19 protein-coding genes are annotated in these 19,561 nt (G+C 72.1%); 13 read left to right on the top strand and 6 right to left on the bottom strand.

Translation table 11 applies throughout. The annotated features are described in order from the left end of the window. The first annotated feature begins 119 nt into the window (after positions 1–119). The 3 genes from aceE to HTV45_RS08495 all read left to right on the top strand — a co-directional run bounded on the left by aceE (position 120) and on the right by HTV45_RS08495 (position 4,586). Positions 120–2,825, top strand: coding sequence for a pyruvate dehydrogenase (acetyl-transferring), homodimeric type (gene aceE / locus HTV45_RS08505; protein ID WP_215205034.1), 2,706 nt, complete (start codon positions 120–122; stop codon positions 2,823–2,825). Between the two features lie 73 nt (positions 2,826–2,898). Beyond that, positions 2,899–3,885: a YafY family protein gene (locus HTV45_RS08500; protein WP_215205033.1), complete on the top strand. Its 987-nt coding sequence runs from the start codon at positions 2,899–2,901 to the stop codon at positions 3,883–3,885. Between the two features lie 179 nt (positions 3,886–4,064). Further along, positions 4,065–4,586 (top strand): DUF4240 domain-containing protein, encoded by a 522-nt coding sequence (locus HTV45_RS08495; RefSeq protein WP_215205097.1) that lies wholly within the window; start codon positions 4,065–4,067, stop codon positions 4,584–4,586. Positions 4,587–4,614: 28 nt separating this feature from the next. Here HTV45_RS08495 and HTV45_RS08490 read toward each other — a convergent pair whose 3' ends face one another. Both HTV45_RS08490 and HTV45_RS08485 read right to left on the bottom strand, forming a co-directional pair. Further along, positions 4,615–4,791 (bottom strand): hypothetical protein, encoded by a 177-nt coding sequence (locus HTV45_RS08490; protein WP_215205032.1) that lies wholly within the window; start codon positions 4,789–4,791, stop codon positions 4,615–4,617. Beyond that, a complete protein-coding gene (locus HTV45_RS08485; RefSeq protein ID WP_251691688.1) occupies positions 4,788–5,711 on the bottom strand; it encodes a peptidoglycan recognition protein in 924 nt (307 codons plus the stop codon). Before HTV45_RS08485 ends, HTV45_RS08490 begins: the two co-directional genes overlap by 4 nt. A gap of 197 nt (positions 5,712–5,908) precedes the next feature. Here HTV45_RS08485 and HTV45_RS08480 point away from each other — a divergent pair, with 197 nt between their 5' ends. After that, positions 5,909–7,093: a MarP family serine protease gene (locus tag HTV45_RS08480; protein WP_215205030.1), complete on the top strand. Its 1,185-nt coding sequence runs from the start codon at positions 5,909–5,911 to the stop codon at positions 7,091–7,093. 104 nt (positions 7,094–7,197) lie between these two features. Here HTV45_RS08480 and HTV45_RS08475 read toward each other — a convergent pair whose 3' ends face one another. Beyond that, positions 7,198–7,689, bottom strand: coding sequence for a GNAT family N-acetyltransferase (locus HTV45_RS08475; RefSeq protein WP_215205029.1), 492 nt, complete (start codon positions 7,687–7,689; stop codon positions 7,198–7,200). A 71-nt stretch (positions 7,690–7,760) separates the two neighbouring features. Here HTV45_RS08475 and HTV45_RS08470 point away from each other — a divergent pair, with 71 nt between their 5' ends. From HTV45_RS08470 to HTV45_RS08460, 3 genes are all read left to right on the top strand, one after another. Next, the gene (locus HTV45_RS08470; RefSeq protein ID WP_215205028.1) at positions 7,761–8,663 is read left to right on the top strand and encodes a TIGR01777 family oxidoreductase; all 903 of its coding nucleotides are present in this window, start codon (positions 7,761–7,763) and stop codon (positions 8,661–8,663) included. Between the two features lie 225 nt (positions 8,664–8,888). Further along, a complete protein-coding gene (locus tag HTV45_RS08465; RefSeq protein WP_215205027.1) occupies positions 8,889–10,286 on the top strand; it encodes an NAD(P)/FAD-dependent oxidoreductase in 1,398 nt (465 codons plus the stop codon). A 241-nt stretch (positions 10,287–10,527) separates the two neighbouring features. Further along, positions 10,528–11,208, top strand: coding sequence for a hypothetical protein (locus HTV45_RS08460; RefSeq protein WP_215205026.1), 681 nt, complete (start codon positions 10,528–10,530; stop codon positions 11,206–11,208). A gap of 45 nt (positions 11,209–11,253) precedes the next feature. Here HTV45_RS08460 and HTV45_RS08455 read toward each other — a convergent pair whose 3' ends face one another. Beyond that, positions 11,254–12,717, bottom strand: a complete 1,464-nt coding sequence (locus HTV45_RS08455) for a regulator (RefSeq protein WP_215205025.1) — start codon at positions 12,715–12,717, stop codon at positions 11,254–11,256. 280 nt (positions 12,718–12,997) lie between these two features. Between HTV45_RS08455 and lipB the strand changes: the two genes are divergently transcribed. The 4 genes from lipB to HTV45_RS08435 all read left to right on the top strand — a co-directional run bounded on the left by lipB (position 12,998) and on the right by HTV45_RS08435 (position 16,197). Beyond that, positions 12,998–13,795, top strand: coding sequence for a lipoyl(octanoyl) transferase LipB (gene lipB, locus HTV45_RS08450; RefSeq protein ID WP_215205024.1), 798 nt, complete (start codon positions 12,998–13,000; stop codon positions 13,793–13,795). 153 nt (positions 13,796–13,948) lie between these two features. Then, complete coding sequence (gene lipA / locus HTV45_RS08445; protein WP_215205023.1) at positions 13,949–14,914, top strand: lipoyl synthase; 966 nt, start codon at positions 13,949–13,951, stop codon at positions 14,912–14,914. 304 nt (positions 14,915–15,218) lie between these two features. Next, positions 15,219–15,419 (top strand): hypothetical protein, encoded by a 201-nt coding sequence (locus HTV45_RS08440; protein WP_215205022.1) that lies wholly within the window; start codon positions 15,219–15,221, stop codon positions 15,417–15,419. Between the two features lie 70 nt (positions 15,420–15,489). Further along, positions 15,490–16,197 (top strand): DUF4191 domain-containing protein, encoded by a 708-nt coding sequence (locus HTV45_RS08435; RefSeq protein ID WP_215205021.1) that lies wholly within the window; start codon positions 15,490–15,492, stop codon positions 16,195–16,197. Positions 16,198–16,352: 155 nt separating this feature from the next. On the opposite strand, the gene HTV45_RS08430 is transcribed toward HTV45_RS08435, so the two are convergent. Next, entirely contained in the window at positions 16,353–16,823 is a 471-nt protein-coding gene (locus tag HTV45_RS08430) for an RDD family protein (RefSeq protein WP_215205020.1), read from the bottom strand. A 209-nt stretch (positions 16,824–17,032) separates the two neighbouring features. On the opposite strand from HTV45_RS08430, the gene glnA reads away from it, so the two are divergent. Beyond that, a complete protein-coding gene (gene glnA / locus HTV45_RS08425) occupies positions 17,033–18,442 on the top strand; it encodes a type I glutamate--ammonia ligase (protein ID WP_215205019.1) in 1,410 nt (469 codons plus the stop codon). 107 nt (positions 18,443–18,549) lie between these two features. Here glnA and HTV45_RS08420 read toward each other — a convergent pair whose 3' ends face one another. Then, positions 18,550–18,984: a VOC family protein gene (locus HTV45_RS08420; RefSeq protein ID WP_215205018.1), complete on the bottom strand. Its 435-nt coding sequence runs from the start codon at positions 18,982–18,984 to the stop codon at positions 18,550–18,552. Between the two features lie 112 nt (positions 18,985–19,096). On the opposite strand from HTV45_RS08420, the gene HTV45_RS08415 reads away from it, so the two are divergent. Beyond that, on the top strand, positions 19,097–19,354 hold the full coding sequence (locus HTV45_RS08415; RefSeq protein ID WP_215205017.1) for a hypothetical protein: 258 nt from the start codon (positions 19,097–19,099) through the stop codon (positions 19,352–19,354). Positions 19,355–19,561: the final 207 nt, after the last annotated feature.

The raw sequence follows: 19,561 nt of genomic DNA, 5'->3' as shown, positions 1-19,561 counted from the left end.
AACCCTTTGATCGATCATCGATCAGGGAGTTATGGTCACCGTTGGGCTTCCACCCGAGCCCTCCGCCCTGTCCTGCCAAAGACCTAGGGCACCCCCCTTCGACTGAGGAAGGCGGCGACATGACGACCGACCCCAACGCCATCCAGCCGAGCGAGCTCGACCAGCTCCCGGACCGCGACCCCGAGGAGACCGCCGAGTGGCAGGCCTCCCTGGACGCCGTCACCAAGGCGGCCGGGCCGCACCGTGCCGCCTACCTGATGCGCCGCACCCTGGAGCGCGCCGAGGGAGCCGGCATCGCGCTGCCGAAGCTCCTCGAGACCGACTACGTCAACACCATCCCCACCTCCGCCGAGCCCGCCGTGGACGGCGACGAGGCTCTGGAGCAGCGGATCACCGCCTGGAACCGCTGGAACGCGGCCGCCATGGTGACCCGGGGCAGCAAGTACGGCGTCGGCGGCCACATCGCCACCTTCGCCTCCGCCGCCTGGCTCTACGAGACCGGCTTCAACCACTTCTTCCACGGCAAGGAGCGCGACGGCTCGGGCGACCAGCTCTACATCCAGGGCCACGCCTCCCCCGGCATCTACGCCCGCGCCTTCCTCGACGGCCGGATCGGCGAGGAGCAGCTCGACAACTTCCGCCGCGAGTCGGGCGGCAACGGACTGCCGTCGTACCCGCACCCGCGCCGGCTGCCCTGGCTGTGGGAGTTCCCCACCGTGTCGATGGGCCTCGGGCCGATCTCCGCGATCTACCAGGCGCGCTTCAACCGCTATCTGACCAGCCGCGGCATCAAGGACGTCGCCGACTCCCACGTCTGGGCGTTCCTCGGTGACGGCGAGATGGACGAGCCCGAGTCCACGACCGCGCTCACCCTCGCCTCCCGCGAGCAGCTGGACAACCTGACCTTCGTCGTCAACTGCAACCTGCAGCGCCTCGACGGACCGGTCCGCGCCAACTTCAAGATCGTGCAGGAGCTGGAGGCCCAGTTCCGCGGCGCCGGCTGGAACGTCATCAAGACGCTGTGGGGCACGGCGTGGGACGAGCTGTTCCGGCTCGACGTCACGGGCGCCCTGGTACGCCGGCTGCGCGAGGTACCGGACGCGCAGGTCCAGACGTACCAGACGCGCGACGCCGCCTACATCCGCGAGGACTTCTTCGGCAAGGACCCGGCGCTCGCCGAGATGGCGAAGCTGCTGAGCGACGACAAGATCCTCGAGTGCTTCCACCTCTCGCGCGGCGGCCACGAGTCCCGCAAGGTCTACGCCGCGTACAAGGCGGCGCTCGCCCACAAGGGCGCGCCGACGGTGATCCTCGCGCAGACGGTCAAGGGCCACACCCTCGGTGAGGGCTTCGCGTCGAAGAACGCCAACCACCAGATGAAGAAGCTGACGGTGGACGAGTTCAAGGCGATGCGCGACCGGCTGGAACTGCCGGTCTCCGACGCGCAGTTCGTCGACGGCGTGGTGCCCTACGTGCACCCGGGTGCCGACTCCCCCGAGGTCCGTTACCTCCAGGAGCGCCGCGCCGCCCTCGGCGGTCCGGCCCCGGCCCGCCGGGTGCACCCGGTCGCGCCGCTGCCGCAGCCCGCCGACAAGGCGTTCGCCGCCTTCGACAAGGGCTCCGGCTCGCAGAACGTGGCCACCACGATGGCGTTCGTCCGCCTCGTCAAGGACCTCGTCCGCGACAAGGAGACCGGGAAGCGCTGGGTGCCGATCGTCCCCGACGAGGCGCGCACCTTCGGCATGGAGAGCCTCTTCCCGTCCCTCGGCATCTACTCGCCGATGGGCCAGACGTACGAGCCGGTCGACCGCGACCAGCTGATGTACTACAAGGAAGCGAAGAACGGCCAGATCTTCAACGAGGGGATCACCGAGGCCGGCGCCATGGCCGAGTTCGTCGCCGCCTCCACGTCGTACTCGACGCACGGCGAGACGATGATCCCGTTCTACATCTACTACTCGATGTTCGGCTGGCAGCGCACCGGCGACCAGATGTGGCAGCTCGGCGACCAGATGGGCCGCGGCTTCCTGATCGGCGCCACGGCGGGCCGCACCACGCTGACGGGCGAGGGTCTCCAGCACGCCGACGGCCACTCCCCGGTCATCGCGGCGACCAACCCGGCGGCGCTGACCTACGACCCGGCGTTCGCGTACGAGATCGGTGTCATCGTCAAGGAGGGTCTGCGCCGGATGTTCGGCGAGGGCAAGCCGGGCGAGGACCAGGACGTCTTCTACTACCTGACGGTCTACAACGAGCCGGTGCCGCAGCCCGCCAAACCGTCGGCCGCCGGTGTCGACGAGGGCATCGTCAAGGGCCTGTACCGCTTCAACACGGCGGAGACGGCCGGGCTGAACCCCGCCGCCAACGCGCCCCGCATCCAGCTGCTCGGCTCCGGCACGGCGATCCACTGGGCGCTGAAGGCGCAGAAGCTGCTCGCCGAGGAGTGGGGGGTGGCCGCCGACGTGTGGTCCGCGACCTCCTGGACCGAGCTGCGCCGGGACGCGATGGAGGCCGACGACGCGCTGCTGCGCGGCGAGGACCGGGTGCCGTTCGTCCGGCAGGCGCTTCAGGGTGCCGAGGGCCCGGTGCTGGCGGTGTCCGACTACATGCGCCAGGTCCCGGACCAGATCGCGCAGTGGGTGGAGCAGGACTACTCGTCGCTGGGCGCCGACGGCTTCGGCCTGTCGGACACCCGTGACGCCGCCCGCCGCCACTTCGGTGTCGACGCCGAGTCCATCGTCGTCGCGGCCCTGGCCCAGCTGGCCCGGCGCGGCGAGGTCAAGGCCGCGGCCGTGAAGGAAGCGCGCGGCAAGTACGGCCTGTAGGGCTTGAGCACCGCGGGAGACCCGCAAGAGCCCCCCGTCCCACCCGGCGGGGGGCTCTTGCATGATGGGGCGCATGCGTGCTGCCCGGTTGATCAAGATGGTGCTGCTGCTCCAGTCCCGGCCCTCCATGACCGCCGCCGAGCTGGCGCGGGAGCTGGAGGTGTCGGAGCGGACGGTCACCCGGGACGCGCAGGCGCTGTCGGAGGCCGGGGTGCCGGTGTACGCGGACCGGGGGCGGATCGGCGGCTACCGGCTGGTCGGCGGGTACCGGACCCGGCTGACGGGGCTGGCCCGCGGTGAGGCGGAGGCGCTGTTCCTGTCCGGGGTGCCGGGGGCGCTGCGCGAGATGGGGCTCGAGGACGCGGCCTCGGCCGCCCGCCTGAAGGTGTCGGCCGCCCTGCTGCCGTCCCTCCGGGACGCCTCCCGCACGGCGGCCCAGCGCTTTCACCTGGACGCCCCCACCTGGTTCAGCGAGCCGGCGACACCCGAGCTGCTGCCGGCCGTCGCGGACGCCGTGTGGGACGACCGGCGGATCACCGCCCGCTACCGGCGCGGTGAGGGCGAGCACCGGCGCGAGGTGGAGCGGGAGCTGGAACCGTACGGGCTCGTGCTCAAGGCGGGTGTCTGGTACCTGTGTGCGCGGGTGGCGGGGCAGGGGGTGTTCCGGGTGTACCGGATCGGGCGGTTCACCGCGGTGGAGGCGGGCGGGGAGCGGTTCGAGCGGGCGGCGGACTTCGATCTGCCGGGCTTCTGGGAGGAACGGGCGGAGGAGTTCGCGCGCTCGATCCTGCGGGCGGAGGTGGTGGTACGGCTCTCCGCGCGGGGCGTGCGGCGACTCGCGCACGTGGTGGACCCGGTGGCCGCGCGGGAGGCTCTGGCCGGGGCGGGCGAGGCGGGGGCGGACGGGTGGGTGACGGTGCGTCTGCCGGTGGAGTCGGAGGAGGTCGCCCATACCCAGCTGATGGCGTTGGGGGCGGAGGTGGAGGTGGTGGGGCCGGCGGCCCTGCGGGAGCGGTTCGCGGCGGATGCTGCGCGGATGGCGTCGTTGTACGGGAGGTGAACCGGTCGTTGTACGGAAGGGAGGCCGAGGGGGTTGTTCGCGGCTTGTTCTTCGCCCCCGCCGCCCCTTCCCGTCCCGTCCCCGGGGCTCCGCCCCAGACCCCGTTCGCGTAGTTCCCCGCGCCGCTGGGGAGTTCCGGGGTGCGTCCGGGAGGTGTAGGGCCGATGCTGGTGCTCGTGATGGACGAGACGGAGTTCTGGGAGCTGGTGGACGACGCCCGGGAGGACGCCGAGGGCGACCCGGAGGAGCAGGCGGACCTGCTCGTCGAACGGCTGCTGCGCCTGGACCCCGAGGCGGTCCTGGACTTCGCGCGTCACTTCGAGTCCCGCTATCACCGCGCCTACCGCTGGGACCTGTGGGGCGCCGCGTGGGTGCTCCTCGACGGGGCGAGCGACGACGCCTTCGACTCCTTCCGCTGCTGGCTGATCGGCCAGGGCCGCGAGGTCTTCGAGGGCGCGCTGCACGACCCGGACGAGCTGGCCGACCTGCTCGACGACGACTTCGACGAGGAATTCGACGGCGACGGCGAGGACCTCGGCTACGCGGCGGACGAGGCGTACGAACAGCTCACCGGGACGGTGGCGCCCGACGTCCAGCTCCCCACGGCCCCCGCGGAACCGGAGGGGGCGCCGCTCGACTTCGAGAACGAGGCGCTGCTCGCCGAACGCTATCCGCGGCTCTGGGAGCGGTTCCGGGAGTAGGGGCCGGGGCAGCGGGGCGGCCGGGAGGTCACAGACGCCGGTGCGGGCCGGCAGTGTGGCGCAGAGGGGCGGCGTTGGCCTGCATGAGGGCGGAGGCCGTGTGGGCCGCCGGGCCCAGCACGACGGCCACCGCGGCGCACAGCGCCGTCCAGGGGCGGCGCAGGGCGGCCGCCCAGGTGGTACTTCGGTCAGGGGTGGCGCTCATGACATCTGCTCTTCGTTCTGTGTGACGTTCCGCTTCGGGGCTTCGTGAATGCCGTTGGGGGTGTCCTTCCAGGTGGCCTGCTGTGCGGTGTCGCGGCCCTGGAGGCCGGCCGCGAGGGTCCTGATGTCGGGGAGCCTGGCCTGCAGGGCGGCGCCCGGACAGCTGGTCATGTAGCCGTCGCTGTGTCCCGCGACCGCGTGCAGCGTGGCGGTGGTGCCGGCCGCGTAGCGGCTGCCGCCGTTGCTGGAGACCAGCCGCACCTCGCCGCGCGGGTCGGTGCCCGAGGTGCCCAGCTTCCAGGCGGCCAGCGCGGCGATCGCGTCCAGCATCCCGGACGGTACGTCCGCGCCCTCCGTGAAGGTGCCGAGGGCGGCGATGCCGGTGGTGCCGTGGTTGAAGCCCTGGGTGTGGGCGCCGGTGACGGGGCGGTCGGTGCCGCCCGCGCGGCCTTCGTAGATGGTGCCGCAGCGGTCGACGACGAAGTTGTAGCCGAGGTCGTCCCAGTCGCGGCCGAGGGTCTGGCCCTCGTACAGGCCCCGGATGATGTCGGGCGAGTCCGCGCAGTCGTAGCCGTTCGGCGAGTCGGTGTGGTGGACGAAGACGGCGACGACCTCGGCGTCGTAGCGCGGAGGCGGCTGATCGCGGGCGTTGTCGCCGAGCCAGACCGCGCGCGGCACGATCGGCGGCCGTGCGGCCTGGAAGGCGGGGGTGGTCCGGGCGGCGGCGGAACCGGCGTCGGCGGAACCGGCGGCCCGTTCGACGCCGTGGGCGCACAGCACGAGGGAGACGGCGGCGGCCAGGCCCGGCAGGCTGCCGAGCGCCGTCGTGGCGGCTCGGGGCAGCCTCGGGGTGCCGGGCCCGCCGGGTATCCGGGACGGGCGGCGCTTCCGCGCTCCGCGCGGTCGTCCGGTGACACGCATGGTCTCACTGTGGGTCCGATCGGCGGGCTCCGCGATATGTGTTGTGCCACCCGGTGGAACCATCGCGCCGGTCCGTGACGTTTTCCTCAGTGCACGCGCGTGGCCGCACTCCGGCGGCCGCCCCCGCGCGAGGCTGATCAACGGGCTCTTCCGCCCCGTATTGATGGGTCGGTGGTTCCGAGAGAAAGGCGGCGCGCGTGGACCTGCTCGACATCATGCTGTTGCTGGTCGTCCTGGCCTACGCGGCGTCCGGCTACCGGCGCGGGCTGCTGGCCGGGTGTGTGTCGCTGGCCGGTTTCGTGGGCGGTGCGGTCGTCGGCGTGTGGATCCTGCCGTGGGTCATGGAACTGGTGACGGCCGGGACGACCCGGGCGACGGTGACGGCGGTGTTCACAGTGCTGCTGCCGGCCGTGGTGGGCCATGAGCTGGCGGGGCGGCTGGCGCTCAGACTGCGGCGGGAGCTGGACCGGGGCCCGCTGCGGGTGGCGGACGGGATCGGCGGGGCGCTGGCCAACTCGGTGGCCGTGCTGATCGTGGCGTGGGTGGTGGCGAGCGTGCTGGGGGTGTCGTCCTCCCCGCTGGTGACGTCGGCGATCCGGGACTCGCGGGTGCTGGACACGGTGCAGGACGTGATGCCGGACACCACTCCGGGCTGGTTCTCCGGGGCCACCTCGGCGCTGACCGAGGCGGGCTTCCCGCAGGTGTTCAACCCGTTCGAGAACGAGTCGACCGCCGAGGTCGCCGAGCCCTCCGGCGACAGTGTCACCGCGGCCGCGACCCGCGCGGCCCAGCGCAGCACGGTGAAGGTCGAGGGCGTCGCGGGCGCGCAGGGCCGCGAGGGCAGCGGATTCGTGTACGCGCGGGAGCATGTGATGACCAACGCCCATGTGGTGGCGGGCATCGACGAGCCGACGGTGCGTGTGGGCGGGGTCGGGCCGGCCTACGAGTCGCGGGTGGTCCTCTTCGATCCGCAGAAGGACGTGGCCGTGCTGTACGTGCCGGGTCTGCGGGCACCGGTGCTGGAGTTCGTGGACGACGCGGGGCGCGGCGCTTCGGCGGTGGTCGCGGGCTATCCGCAGGACGGTGATCTGAACCTGCAGGCGGCGACGGTCGCGAACCGGATCCAGGCCCGGGGGCAGAACATCTACAACGACGCGTCGGTGACCCGCGAGATCTACGCGATCCGCTCCACCGTCCGCCCCGGCAACTCCGGCGGCCCGCTGCTGACCACCGACGGGCGGGTGTTCGGTGTGGTGTTCGCGCGCTCCACCACGGACGCCCGGACCGGCTACGTACTGACGGCGGACGAGGTGGCGGAGGACGCCGAGCGCGCGGCGGACGCGACGGCACCGGTGCACACCGGTGAGCCGACGGCCTCGTAGGGCCGACGGCCTCGTAGGGCCGACGGCCTCGTAGGGCCGGTGGACCGAAGGGCCGGTGGACCGAAGGGCCGGTGGACCGAAGGGCCGGTGGACCGAAGGGCCGGTCAGACCAGCGGCCGGCCCATCAGGATGTCGTCGACGTACTCGCCGCCGAGGAAGAACTCCCCCGGCTGCACGCCCTCCACGACGAAGCCCTCGGACGCGTACAGCGCGCGGGCGGGGGTGTTGTGGCCGAGCACGCGCAGGGTGATGCGGCGGGCGCCCCGCTCCCGGGCCTCGGCGACGGCGGCCCGCACCAGGGCCCGGCCCACGCCCGCCCCGCGCGCCTGGTCCGCGACGGCGAGGCCGTGGATCTGCCGCACGTGCCTGTTGCTGTCCAGTGCGCTGGGGAAGCCGAGACGGACATAGCCCACGATCCGTCCCTCCCGCTCGGCGACGTGATGGTCCCGGGGCCCCGAACGCTCGCTGAAGAAGGAGTCGTACGGCGGCCGCGGCGGCGGGGTCACGGCGTGCAGGCGGGACCACGTCGCACGGTCGAGAAGGGCGAGTTCGCCTTCGTCGCCGGGCCGGGCGACGCGTATGAGCGGCTCGGGCATGACGCCACTGTACGGGCGGACCGGGCGGCCGGGTCCGTGATTTCCGGGCCGCGGGGGGCAGGATGGACGTCATGGAACGTGCGCGAATCGCGGTGGCCGGGGCGTCCGGGCTCATCGGAAGTGCCCTGGTGCGGTCCCTGACGGCGGACGGGCACACGGTGGTCCGGCTGGTCCGGGGCGAGCCCCGGACGGCGGACGAGGTCCGGTGGGACCCGGAGCGGGGGTCCGTGGACGCGGACGGGCTCGCCGGATGCGACGCGGTGGTGAACCTGGCGGGGGCGAACGTGGGCGGCCGGCGCTGGACGCCCGCCTACAAGGCGCGGATCCGCGCCGGCCGGGTGCGGGGCACGGGCGCGCTCGCCGGGGCGGTCGCCGGACTGCCGGAGGACGTACGGCCCCGGGTGTTCCTGAACGGCAGCGCGATCGGCTACTACGGCGAGACCGGTGACCACGCGGTGGACGAGAGCGCGCCGCCGGGCGAGGGCTTCCTGCCCCGGCTGTGCGTGGAGTGGGAGGCTTCGGCGGCCCCCGCGCGGGAGGCCGGCGTGCGGACGGTGTTCGCGCGGACCGGTCTGGTGGTGGCGCGCGGGGGTGGGGCGTGGGCCAGGCTCTTCCCGCTCTTCCGGGCCGGTCTGGGCGGACGGCTGGGTGACGGACGCCAGTACTGGTCGTACATCGCGCTGCACGACGAGGTGGCGGCGCTGCGTCATCTCCTCGACACCGACGGGCTGTCCGGACCGTTCAACCTGACGGCCCCTCACCCGGTGACCAACCGTGAGATCACCGAGGCGATGGCACGCGTACTGCGCCGGCCGGCGGTGTTCGCGGTGCCGGCCCCGGTCCTGCGGACGGTGCTGGGCGAGATGGCCGGGGATGTGCTGGGCAGCGCCCGGGTGGTGCCGGCGCGGCTGCTGGAGTCGGGCTTCCGGTTCGCGTTCCCCGGGATCGAGGAGGCGGTACGGGCGGCGCTGTGACCGTACGCGACCGCGCCGCGCCCTGAATGCTTCGGCACTGACTCCCCTGTGACCACATCGTGCCCGCGCGACGTGCGTATGCGACCGTCGTGCGCCCGTGCTCTGGCCGTGCGCGACTGACCGGGGGGTCGATCACGACCCTAACCTCGAGCCGAACTCGGGTATTCCTGGGGCCTGTTGAGGGCATGACGTCTCCAGCGCCCGCGCAACCTCGAGGAGGGGCACGTGCCAGAGCCCACGTACCAGGCGGACGTCGTCGTCGTGGGAGCCGGGATCGCCGGGCTCTCCGCGGCACGACGACTGACCAGCGCAGGAGTCACCACCGTCGTCCTGGAGGCCGCCCATGAGGTGGGCGGCCGCATGGCGACCGAGAAGGTCGACGGCTTCCGGCTCGACAGGGTCGGGCGGCTGCTGTCCACGGCGTATCCCGAACTCCGCCGGGCCCCGGGTCTCGACGGGCTGGTCCTGCGGCCCTTCGACCCCGGCGTGCTGCTGCACAGCGACGGACGGCACCATCGCGCCGCCGCCCAGCAGAGAGGGGGGCGCAGCGCGAGGGGCGCACTTCATGCGGTACGCGCCTTTGCGGGCGCCCCCCGGCCCGGGAGCGGGCCCAGGAGGCCGGTGGCCGTGCCAGGGCGGCAGGTGTCCGTGCCGCGCAGCCGCAGCGGCGCTCCGCTGGGCACGGCGGTCGACCAGGCCCGGCTGGGGGCCGCGCTGACCAGGCTGGCGGGTACGCCCGTCGAACGGATGCTGGCCCGGCCCGAACTGCCCGCCGCCGAGGCGCTGGTGGCCCGGGGCCTGCCCGCCCGCACCGTCGACGGTTTCCTGCGCCCGCTGCTCAGCGCCCTGTTGTACGACCCGGATCTCACCACCTCCAGCCGGTGCGCTGACCTCGCGCTGCACGCCTTCGCGAGCGGGCGGCTGTGCCTGCCCGAGGGCGGCGCGGAGGCGCTGCCGCAGCGGCTGGCGCGGACGCTGCCGCCGGGCACGGTGCGCACGGGGGTACGGGTCACGTCCGTGTCGACGACCTCGGTGACCACCGCCGAGCACGGCGAGTTCCGGTGCGGCGCGGTGCTGGTCGCGACCGGCGCGCGGGCCGCCGCGGAGCTGCTGCCGGGGCTGCGGGTGCCGGGCTTCCACCCCGTGACGGTGGTGCACCACACCACCGACGAGCCGCCCGCCACCGGTGCCTCGCTACTGCTCGACGCCGACCGGGGCGGACCGGTCGCCCACACGGCGGTCGTCAGCCGGGTCGACCCGACCCGCGCCCCGGCCGGCCGGACTCTGGTGACCTCGACCGTCCTGGGCCGGGCGACACCGGATGTGGACACCGCCGTACGCATGCATCTGGCCCGGCTGTACGGGGTGTCCACGGCACGCTGGGAGACGCTGGCCGTCCACCACACCGCGGAGGCGGTCCCGACGATGCGGCCGCCGCACGACCTGCGCCGGCCGGTGCGGCTCCTGGCGGGGCTGTACGTCTGCGGCGACCACCGGGACACCGCGTCCGTACAGGGCGCGCTGCACTCGGCGCACCGGGCCGCAGGTGCGATCCTCACGGACCTGGGCGGGCACCGGTCCCTGCACACGGCGGAGCCGGTGCCGACGGCCCGGGCGGCGTGAGGCGCGGTCCCCGCGGGTCCGGGCGGGCGGGCCGGCCCCGCGCCGGAACGCAGCATCCGGTGAACCGGACGGTGGCCTCGGATCGTTGTATCCGCGCCCCGCACCGCATCACGGCGGCCGCGGCGGATCTGCCTACGGGAGGGAAGCTTCAGTGCCGGACTCACCACCTCGGGCCTCTGACGACCAGTCGTACTACGGTGCTCCCGGCTCGCCGGCCGAGCAGTCACACACGTCACCCGACATGTCTTACGATGCCGCCTATCCCAGTTACGACAACGCCTGGCGTATGGGCACCGATCCCGTCGTCGACGCGATCGCCGCCCGTCAGATGCTGGCCGATCCCCAGCTGAGGCACGAATTCGACGCATGGGATCCCCAGACCAGCGTGCGTCCCGGGGAGATCCTCACGGGGAACGACTCCGGGGCGGTGCCCCTCCTGCGAACACCGCAGTGGGACCCTCCGGCCGAAAGCCTGGCCGGCGCGGTGTGGGACACCCGGTCTCAATATCCTCACACGACCCCGGCGCAGCAGGATCCGTTGCAGACGGCGGCAGCGCATCTCGTCGACGCCAAGACCGAGCAGGACCTGTCGCGGATGGCCTGGGGAGACCTCGGGACGGTGGGCGCTGCGTACGCCGCCGATCCGTCGGACCCGCAGCGCCAGCACGCGAGTGACACCTCTGTGGAGGCAGCCTTCAAGGTCATGTCGTCGGCGGCGGTGTACCAGAGGGAACACGAACAACTGCGGGCCACGAACGCCGAAGCCCTCGCGGCGGAAGAGCGGCGTCGGCTCAGGGCCCAGCACGCGCCCGCCTCATCGAACGCCAGCAAGAGCAAGCGACCGCGCACGGACAGCTCCCCCTCCGGGAGCGAAGGAGCACACAAGAGACCTGCGGCCACGCCCAAACGCGGCAGGCGCTGACGCCCGCTTCGCCGCCGTGACCCGGCCCGAAAGCGCCGGGCGAGGTCAGCCGTGGGCGGCGACGCGGTCGCGGTAGGTGCGTACGGGGGCCGCGTCACGGTAGGGCTCCAGTTTGCGTTCGAAGTCGCGGACGTACTCCAGGGCGCGGACCGAGCGCATCTCCGCCGCCTGGCCGGCGGCCTCCGCGGCCAGCTGGCAGGCCTGGTCGAGTTCGCCGAGCCCCAGGCGCGCCGTGGCCAGCACCATCCGGCAGAACAGCCGGCTCCGGGCGTACCCCGGCGCCCGCAGCTGCAGCGAACGCTCAGCGTGCTGCGCGGCGGCCCGGAACTGCTGGAGGTCCCGGTGACAGTGCCCGAACTCGTCGGCGAGCTGGGCCTCGTCGAAGGAACGTGCCCAGTGCGGCACCTCGTCACCGGGCCGGCCGCTCTCCAGCGCGCGTTCGGCGCGCACCAGCGCGGCGGTGCAGGCCCGCACCTCCCCGAGCACGCCGTGCCCGCGCGCCTCGGCCGCGTGCAGCAGCGCCTGCACGGCGGGCGGCGCGGAGCCGCCCGCGCCCTGCTGGGCGACCCTGGCCAGTTGCACGGCCTCCCGTCCATGGCCGAGGTAGACGGCCTGCCGGCTCATGGTGACCAGGACGTACGCGCCGTAGGGCCGGTCCCCCGCCGCCTGCGCGAGCCGCAGCGCCTGCACGAAGTAGCGCTGCGCGAGCCCGTGCGCGGCGATGTCGTACGACGTCCAGCCGGCCAGCCGGGTCAGGTCCGCGGCGGCCGCGAACAGCCGGCGCCCGGTCTGTTCACCGTAGGTGCCGCGCAGCATCGGCTCGCACTCGTGCTCCAGATAGCGCACGAGAGCCTGGCGGGCATGCCCGCCGCCGTACGCGTCGTCGAGGGTCCGGAACAGCTCGCCGACCGACCGCAGTGCGGCGATGTCGCCGCCGGTGACCCGCTGCCCGGGCCCGCGTTCGGCGGTACCGCGCCGGCGGGCGAGCAGTTCGGCCGGCCCCACGGCGCGGGGCACCGGCCGGCTCTGCGCGGGCACCCGCGGCGGCGGCTCCGCGCGGGCCACCTTCTCGTCGGCCCGCCCGATGAGCCAGTCCCGGCTCGGCACCACCAGCCCCGCCGAGGTGAAGGCGATCTTGCGCAGTTCGGCGTGGCTGCCGGAGTCCTTGCGCCACAGCCCGCCCACGATGTCGACGGCCTCTTCCGGGGTGGCCGCGAACTCCAGCCCGGCGTAGACGGGGGCGCAGGCGTCCAGCCCCAGGTCCTGGGCGCTCAGCCGGCGCCCCAGGCGCCGGGTGAAGACCTCGGCGATCAGCGCCGGTGTCGTGCCGCGCGGCTGCTGCCCGCGCAGCCAGCGGGTGACGGAGGTCTTGTCGTATCTCAGGTCGAGCCCGTGTTCGAGACCGAGCTGGTCCACGCGACGGGCGAGTCCCGCGTTGGAGAACCCCGCTTCTGCGATGAGCGCGGCGAGCTGTCGGTTGGGGTTGCGCTGCGCGGGTCGTTCCGTCATCTGCGGTGCGGTCTCCTGCCTTCCGGCCATTGCTGTGCCCGGATTGCCTGTGAGCAGCCCTTTTGGCCTAGCGAACGGCGCGAATGTAGCGGAGAGTGAACACCCGATCGCGGCCTTTGACGGGCATTCATCCGATCGTGTGAGGATTGACCGGAGGCTGACGTGCAGCCGGGCGGGGGCGCGACCGGGGAATCGACCGCCGATCGAGGCTCCCTCGAACGGTCGTACAGTGGCGTGGGCGCGTTTCGCGCCTGACGACCTTCTAGGGAGGCGCTTCGCCGTGAGTGAGTTGCGGTTCGTCCGGATGGGCTTCGGGGCCGAGGCCGTCGACTACCAGCGGGCCTGGGACGAGCAGCGCCGGGTGCACGCGGCGCGGTTCGCCGACGAGGTGCCCGACACCGTGATCCTGCTGGAGCACCCCCCGGTCTACACGGCCGGCCGGCGCACCGGGGCGAGCGAGCGTCCCCTGGACGGCACCCCGGTCATCGACGTGGACCGCGGTGGCAAGATCACCTGGCACGGCCCCGGCCAGCTGGTGGGCTACCCCATCCAGAAGCTGCCCCGCCCGGTGGACGTGGTCGCCCACGTCCGGCGGCTGGAGGAGGCCCTGATCCGCAGTTGCGCGGAGTTCGGCCTGGAGACCACCCGGATCGAGGGCCGCAGCGGCGTGTGGGTGCTCGGCGACCCGGTGGAACAGCGCCCGGCGCCCGGAGGGCTCTCCCTGGACTTCGACCCCCGGCTGCACGACGAGGAGTTCGACCCGCGCCTCAACGGCCCGCAGTACGCGCCCTCCAACGCCGGACAGCGCCGCGAGGACCGCAAGATCGCCGCGATCGGCATCCGCGTGGCCAAGGGCGTGACGATGCACGGCTTCGCGCTCAACGTGAACCCCGACAACAAGTGGTTCGACGCGATCATCCCGTGCGGGATCCGCGACGCGGGCGTGGCCTCCCTGGCGCACGAGCTGGGCCGGGACGTGACGATCGCCGAGGTGCTCCCGGTCGTGGAGCGCCACCTCCGGGACGTCATCGGGACCGCGGATCCGAAGCCCCGGGAGATCGAGAGGACACCGGCATAAAGGCCGTCCGTCCGGCGTTGCACGTCATGGCCGCACAGGCCGCGACGAGGACCGGGGCCACACGTACTCGGCAGGCCGACACCCTCGCCGGGCATTCAGAACCACGGGCGTACGCTAAAGAACGCCGAAGAATCAATCGCTAGGGAGCCGGTCGTGTCCGCAGTCGCACCCGACGGACGCAAGATGCTGCGCCTGGAGGTCCGCAACAGCCAGACCCCCATCGAGCGCAAGCCCGAGTGGATCAAGACCCGGGCGAAAATGGGCCCCGAGTACTCCAAGATGCAGAACCTGGTCAAGAGCGAGGGCCTGCACACGGTCTGCCAGGAAGCCGGCTGTCCGAACATCTACGAGTGCTGGGAGGACCGCGAGGCCACCTTCCTCATCGGCGGCGACCAGTGCACCCGGCGCTGCGACTTCTGCCAGATCGACACGGGCAAGCCCGAGGCGCTGGACCGTGACGAGCCGCGCCGCGTCGGCGAGTCGGTCGTCACCATGGACCTGAACTACGCCACCATCACCGGCGTGGCCCGCGACGACCTGGAGGACGGCGGCGCCTGGCTGTACGCGGAGACGGTGCGCCAGATCCACGCCCGGACCGCGGACCGCGCGGAGGGCCGGACGAAGGTCGAGCTGCTGGCCCCCGACTTCAACGCCGTACCGGAGCAGCTGGCGGAGGTCTTCTCCTCCCGCCCCGAGGTCTTCGCGCACAACGTCGAGACGGTCCCCCGGATCTTCAAGCGGATCCGTCCGGGCTTCCGCTACGACCGGTCCCTGAAGGTCATCACCGACGCCCGTGAGTACGGTCTGGTCACCAAGTCGAACCTGATCCTCGGGATGGGCGAGACCCGTGAGGAGGTCGGCGAGGCGCTGCGGCAGCTGCACGACGCCGGCTGCGAGCTGGTCACCATCACCCAGTACCTGCGGCCCTCCGTGCGCCACCACCCCGTGGAGCGCTGGGTGAAGCCGCACGAGTTCGTGGAGCTGAAGGAGGAGGCCGAGCAGATCGGCTTCTCCGGTGTGATGTCCGGGCCGCTGGTCCGCTCCTCCTACCGGGCCGGCCGGCTCTACGGGATGGCCGTCGAGAAGCGGGGCGCGTACGTGGCCTCCCAGTCCGTCTGACCGGAGGACCGGGAATCCGGGCCGCGGCGGGCCGTCCCCCGGGACCGGCGCACGACACCGGCGACACCGTGTGAATTCACGCACAAGGCCTACCGCCCGGTAATGGCCGAGACAGCGCGGTCCCGACCGTCCTCGCAGATGAGGGCACAGGTCGGGACCGCGTCGGCGTTCCAGGACCGCCCGCAGGGCTTCATGCCTGTTTGACCGGCCGGTCACGTCCTGGTAACACCAGTCAGTGAGCCTGGTATCACAGCACGTACAGCACGCACCTTCCTACTCGTCCGCCCCCAGGGAGCCCCCCGTCATGCAGGCCGCGCCCGTCCGCGCCACCGCCATCCCGTCCTTCGCCACCGCCCTGCGCGCCGTGGAGTCGCTGCTGATGAGCGGTGGTCAGCGCACCGCCCGCCGCAACGCCTGGACCTCCGTTCTCGAGGACCGCCGTCGCGCCAGGGACCGGGTCGAGACCCAGCTCGTCCTCGACCGCACCGGGGCCACCCGCCCCTGAACCCGCCCGTCCCCGCCCGTCCCCGGGCACTGCCGTCGAAGGCGCTCCGGGGGACACGTAGACTCATGGCATGGCGAGGAAGGAAACCGCAGCGGACGCTGCGAACCCCGGGCGACTCAAGCAGATCGCCCTGACCTACAAGATGACCCGCAGGGCCGACAAGAAGATCGGTCTTGTACTCGCGGCTGTCGGAATCGTCACCTTCGGTGTCTTCCTCGCGATCGGTTTCTTGATCGGGCACCCCATCTATCTCGGCATCCTGGGCTTCCTGCTCGCCTTCCTCGCGACGGCGATCGTGTTCGGGCGCCGGGCCGAGCGGGCGGCCTTCGGACAGATGGAGGGACAGCCCGGCGCCGCGGCGGCCGTGCTCGACAACATCGGCCGGGGCTGGACGACGACCCCCGCGGTGACCATGAACCGCAGCCAGGACGTGGTGCACCGCGCGGTCGGCAAGGCCGGCATCGTGCTGATCGCCGAGGGCAACCCGAACCGGGTGAAGAGCCTGCTGGCCGCCGAGAAGAGGAAGATGAACCGCATCGTCGCGGACGTCCCGGTGCACGACATGATCGTGGGTACGGGCGAGGGCCAGGTCGAGCTGAAGAAGCTGCGCACGACGATGCTGAAGCTGCCCCGTGTGCTCTCCGGTCCGCAGGTCACGGCGACCAACGACCGGCTGCGCGCCCTGGGTGACCTGATGAGCAACATGCCGCTCCCCAAGGGCCCGATGCCCAAGGGCATGAAGCTGCCGAAGGGCGGCGGCGGCCAGCGCGGCCGCTGACCTCCCTCTCTGCGCACGGACTCTCTGCACACGGACCTTCGCACGGACCTTCGCACGAACGAGGACGGGGCGCCGGAATCACTTCCGGCGCCCCGTCCTCGTTCCGTCACCCGTCACCCGTCCGTCACCGCGGACGCCGGAACCGCACGGGTCGGTCAGATGCGCACCTCGACCGTACGGGCCAGGCGGTCGTGCAGACCGCGTCCGTCGCGGTCCCAGATGAGGGCGGGGACGGCGAGGCACAGCAGGGCCGAGCGCACCAGCCCGCGCAGCGGCTGGACCCGGCCGGTGTCCAGGGCGACGACCCGCAGCCCGAACAGACGCTTGCCCGGGGTGAAACCCACCGTCCCGACGGTGAGGACGCCCAGGGCGAGGAAGACCAGCAGCGTCCAGTTACCGGTCGTCCGCGCGTCATAGCCGTCCGTGATCAGGCCGTATGCGATCAGCATGCACAGACCCCAGTCCACGGCGAGGGCGCCGAGCCTGCGGCCGGGGCGCGCGATCGAGCCCGGTCCGTCCTCCGGCAGCCCCAGTTGCTCACCCCGGTAGCCGAAGTCGGCACCGGCCTCCTCCATGGCCGCACGCGGCCCGGAGAGCCATGATCCGATTACTTGCCTGTTGTCCACCCGTCCACGGTACTGCGCCCGGAAATGACCACAGGACGGCGGGGTATGCCGGGGCTACCGTGGAAGAAGCCCGGTTAACTTGTGCGAAACAAATGGGTCACGCACGAGAAATGACCCGTCCCTAGGGTCTAGTGCAGCGTGTGCCACCCGCACTGGCCGCACGAACGATCTACCACCCCGGCGGGACGGTCGGGAGTAGGAGGAGCTGGATGTTCCAGAACGCCGACGAGGCCAAGAAGTTCATCGGGGACGAGGACGTCAAGTTCATCGACGTCCGGTTCTGCGACCTCCCGGGTGTGATGCAGCACGTCACCGTGCCGGCGGAGGCGTTCGACCCTGACGAGGAGCTGGCGTTCGACGGCTCCTCGATCCGCGGCTTCCAGGCCATCCACGAGTCCGACATGGCGCTGCGCGCGGACCTGTCGACCGCCCGGGTCGACCCGTTCCGCCGTGACAAGACGCTGAACGTCAACTTCTTCATCCACGACCCGATCACGGGTGAGCAGTACTCCCGTGACCCGCGCAACGTGGCCAAGAAGGCCGAGGCGTACCTGGCCTCCACGGGGATCGCGGACACCGCGTACTTCGGCCCGGAGGCCGAGTTCTACGTCTTCGACAGCGTGCGCTTCAAGACGTCGGAGAACGAGTCCTTCTACCACATCGACTCCGAGGCGGGCGCCTGGAACACCGGTGCGCTGGAGGACAACCGCGGCTACAAGGTCCGCTACAAGGGCGGTTACTTCCCGGTCCCGCCGGTCGACCACTTCGCCGACCTGCGTGCCGAGATCTCCCTGGAGCTGGCCCGGTCCGGCCTGAAGGTGGAGCGCCAGCACCACGAGGTGGGCACCGCCGGCCAGGCGGAGATCAACTACAAGTTCAACACGCTCCTCGCCGCCGCCGACGACCTGCAGCTCTTCAAGTACATCGTGAAGAACGTCGCCTGGCGCAACGGCAAGACCGCGACCTTCATGCCGAAGCCGATCTTCGGTGACAACGGTTCGGGCATGCACGTCCACCAGTCCCTGTGGGCGGGCGGCGAGCCGCTCTTCTACGACGAGCAGGGCTACGCCGGCCTGTCGGACACCGCCCGCTACTACATCGGCGGCATCCTCCGGCACGCCCCGTCGCTGCTGGCCTTCACCAACCCGACGGTGAACTCCTACCACCGTCTGGTGCCGGGCTTCGAGGCCCCGGTGAACCTGGTGTACTCGCAGCGCAACCGCTCCGCCGCGATGCGTATCCCGATCACCGGCTCCAACCCGAAGGCCAAGCGCGTCGAGTTCCGCGCCCCGGACGCCTCCGGCAACCCGTACCTGGCGTTCTCCGCCCTGCTCCTCGCGGGCCTGGACGGCATCAAGAACAAGATCGAGCCGGCCGAGCCGATCGACAAGGACCTCTACGAGCTGGCTCCCGAGGAGCACGCGAACGTGGCCCAGGTCCCGACCTCCCTCGGCGCCGTCCTCGACCGCCTCGAGGCCGACCACGAGTTCCTCCTCCAGGGCGACGTCTTCACGCCGGACCTGATCGAGACGTGGATCGACTTCAAGCGCCAGAACGAGATCGCCCCGCTCCAGCTCCGCCCGCACCCGCACGAGTTCGAGATGTACTTCGACGTGTGATCCCGCCCGGGGGGCGGGTGACCGCTCCCCCGGCCGGAACCGAAGCCGTCGCCGGCACTCCCGCGGGAGTTCCGGCGACGGCTTTTCCCCCGGTGCTCAGCCGGTGCTCAGTCGAGACAGAACTCGTTGCCCTCGATGTCCCGCATCACGATGCACGACTCGTAGTCGGCGTCGGCGGTCATCACCCGCTCGCACACCGCCCCGAGCGCGACCAGCCGTGCGCACTCGGCCCGGAGCGCGGCGAGCCGCTCCTCCCCCGCGAGGCCGGTCCCGACCCGCACATCGAGGTGCACCCGGTTCTTGACCGTCTTCCCTTCGGGAACGCGCTGGAAGTACAGCCGCGGGCCCTTTCCCGAGGGGTCGACGCAGGCGAAGCCCTCCCCCTGGTGCCCGGGCAGCAGCGATCGGTCGTACTCGTCCCACGTGGCGAATCCCTGCGGCGGCGGCGGCACGACGTACCCCAGCACCTCGCACCAGAAGCGGGCGAGGCTCTCTGGTTCCGCGCAGTCGAAGGTGACCTGGAACTCCCTGATCATCGGCATCGGCGCACCCTACCGGAGGGCGCACACGCGTTCCATCCGACCGGAAAGCTTCCCTCCTCGCAGCCGGAGAGGGATCCTGTATCTAACACGGTTGTTCGAGAGAAGGTCGGGGATGTCCGACAGGGACGACGACGAGCGGGAGTTCGACATCACATGGGCGGACGGCGCCGAGCACAAGGAGCCGTCGGCGCGGGCCAGAATGCTCGCCGCGCGCTGGAAGGAGAACCCTCCCGGGCCGGTCCCCTTCCGTGGTGAGCCGGAGCGCAGGAGATCGGCCGGGCGCTCGCCGTGGGTGTCGACGGCCGTGGTCCTCGGGTGTGTCGCCGCGGTGATCGTACTGCTCGGATACAGCAACTTCCGTCCGTACTGATCCCCGCGTCGCCGCCCCCTCACCGGTCTCCGCCGCGCGCGGCCCACCATCCGCGCCCCGGCCGGGACCTGCCTGGCGGGTCGTGCCCGGCGGGTCGTGCCGCGGACGTGGGGTCTTCCGCAGCCGTCTGCGGCGTTGCCGTCGGTTGCCGGCTCCCGCGCTCACCGGCGCCCGTAGGTACCGCGTCTTCCCGCGACCTGATCCGCC

Source organism: Streptomyces sp. CHD11 (genome assembly GCF_018638295.1).
Lineage (GTDB): Bacteria > Actinomycetota > Actinomycetes > Streptomycetales > Streptomycetaceae > Streptomyces.
This window is presented reverse-complemented; position numbering and strand designations above follow the sequence as displayed.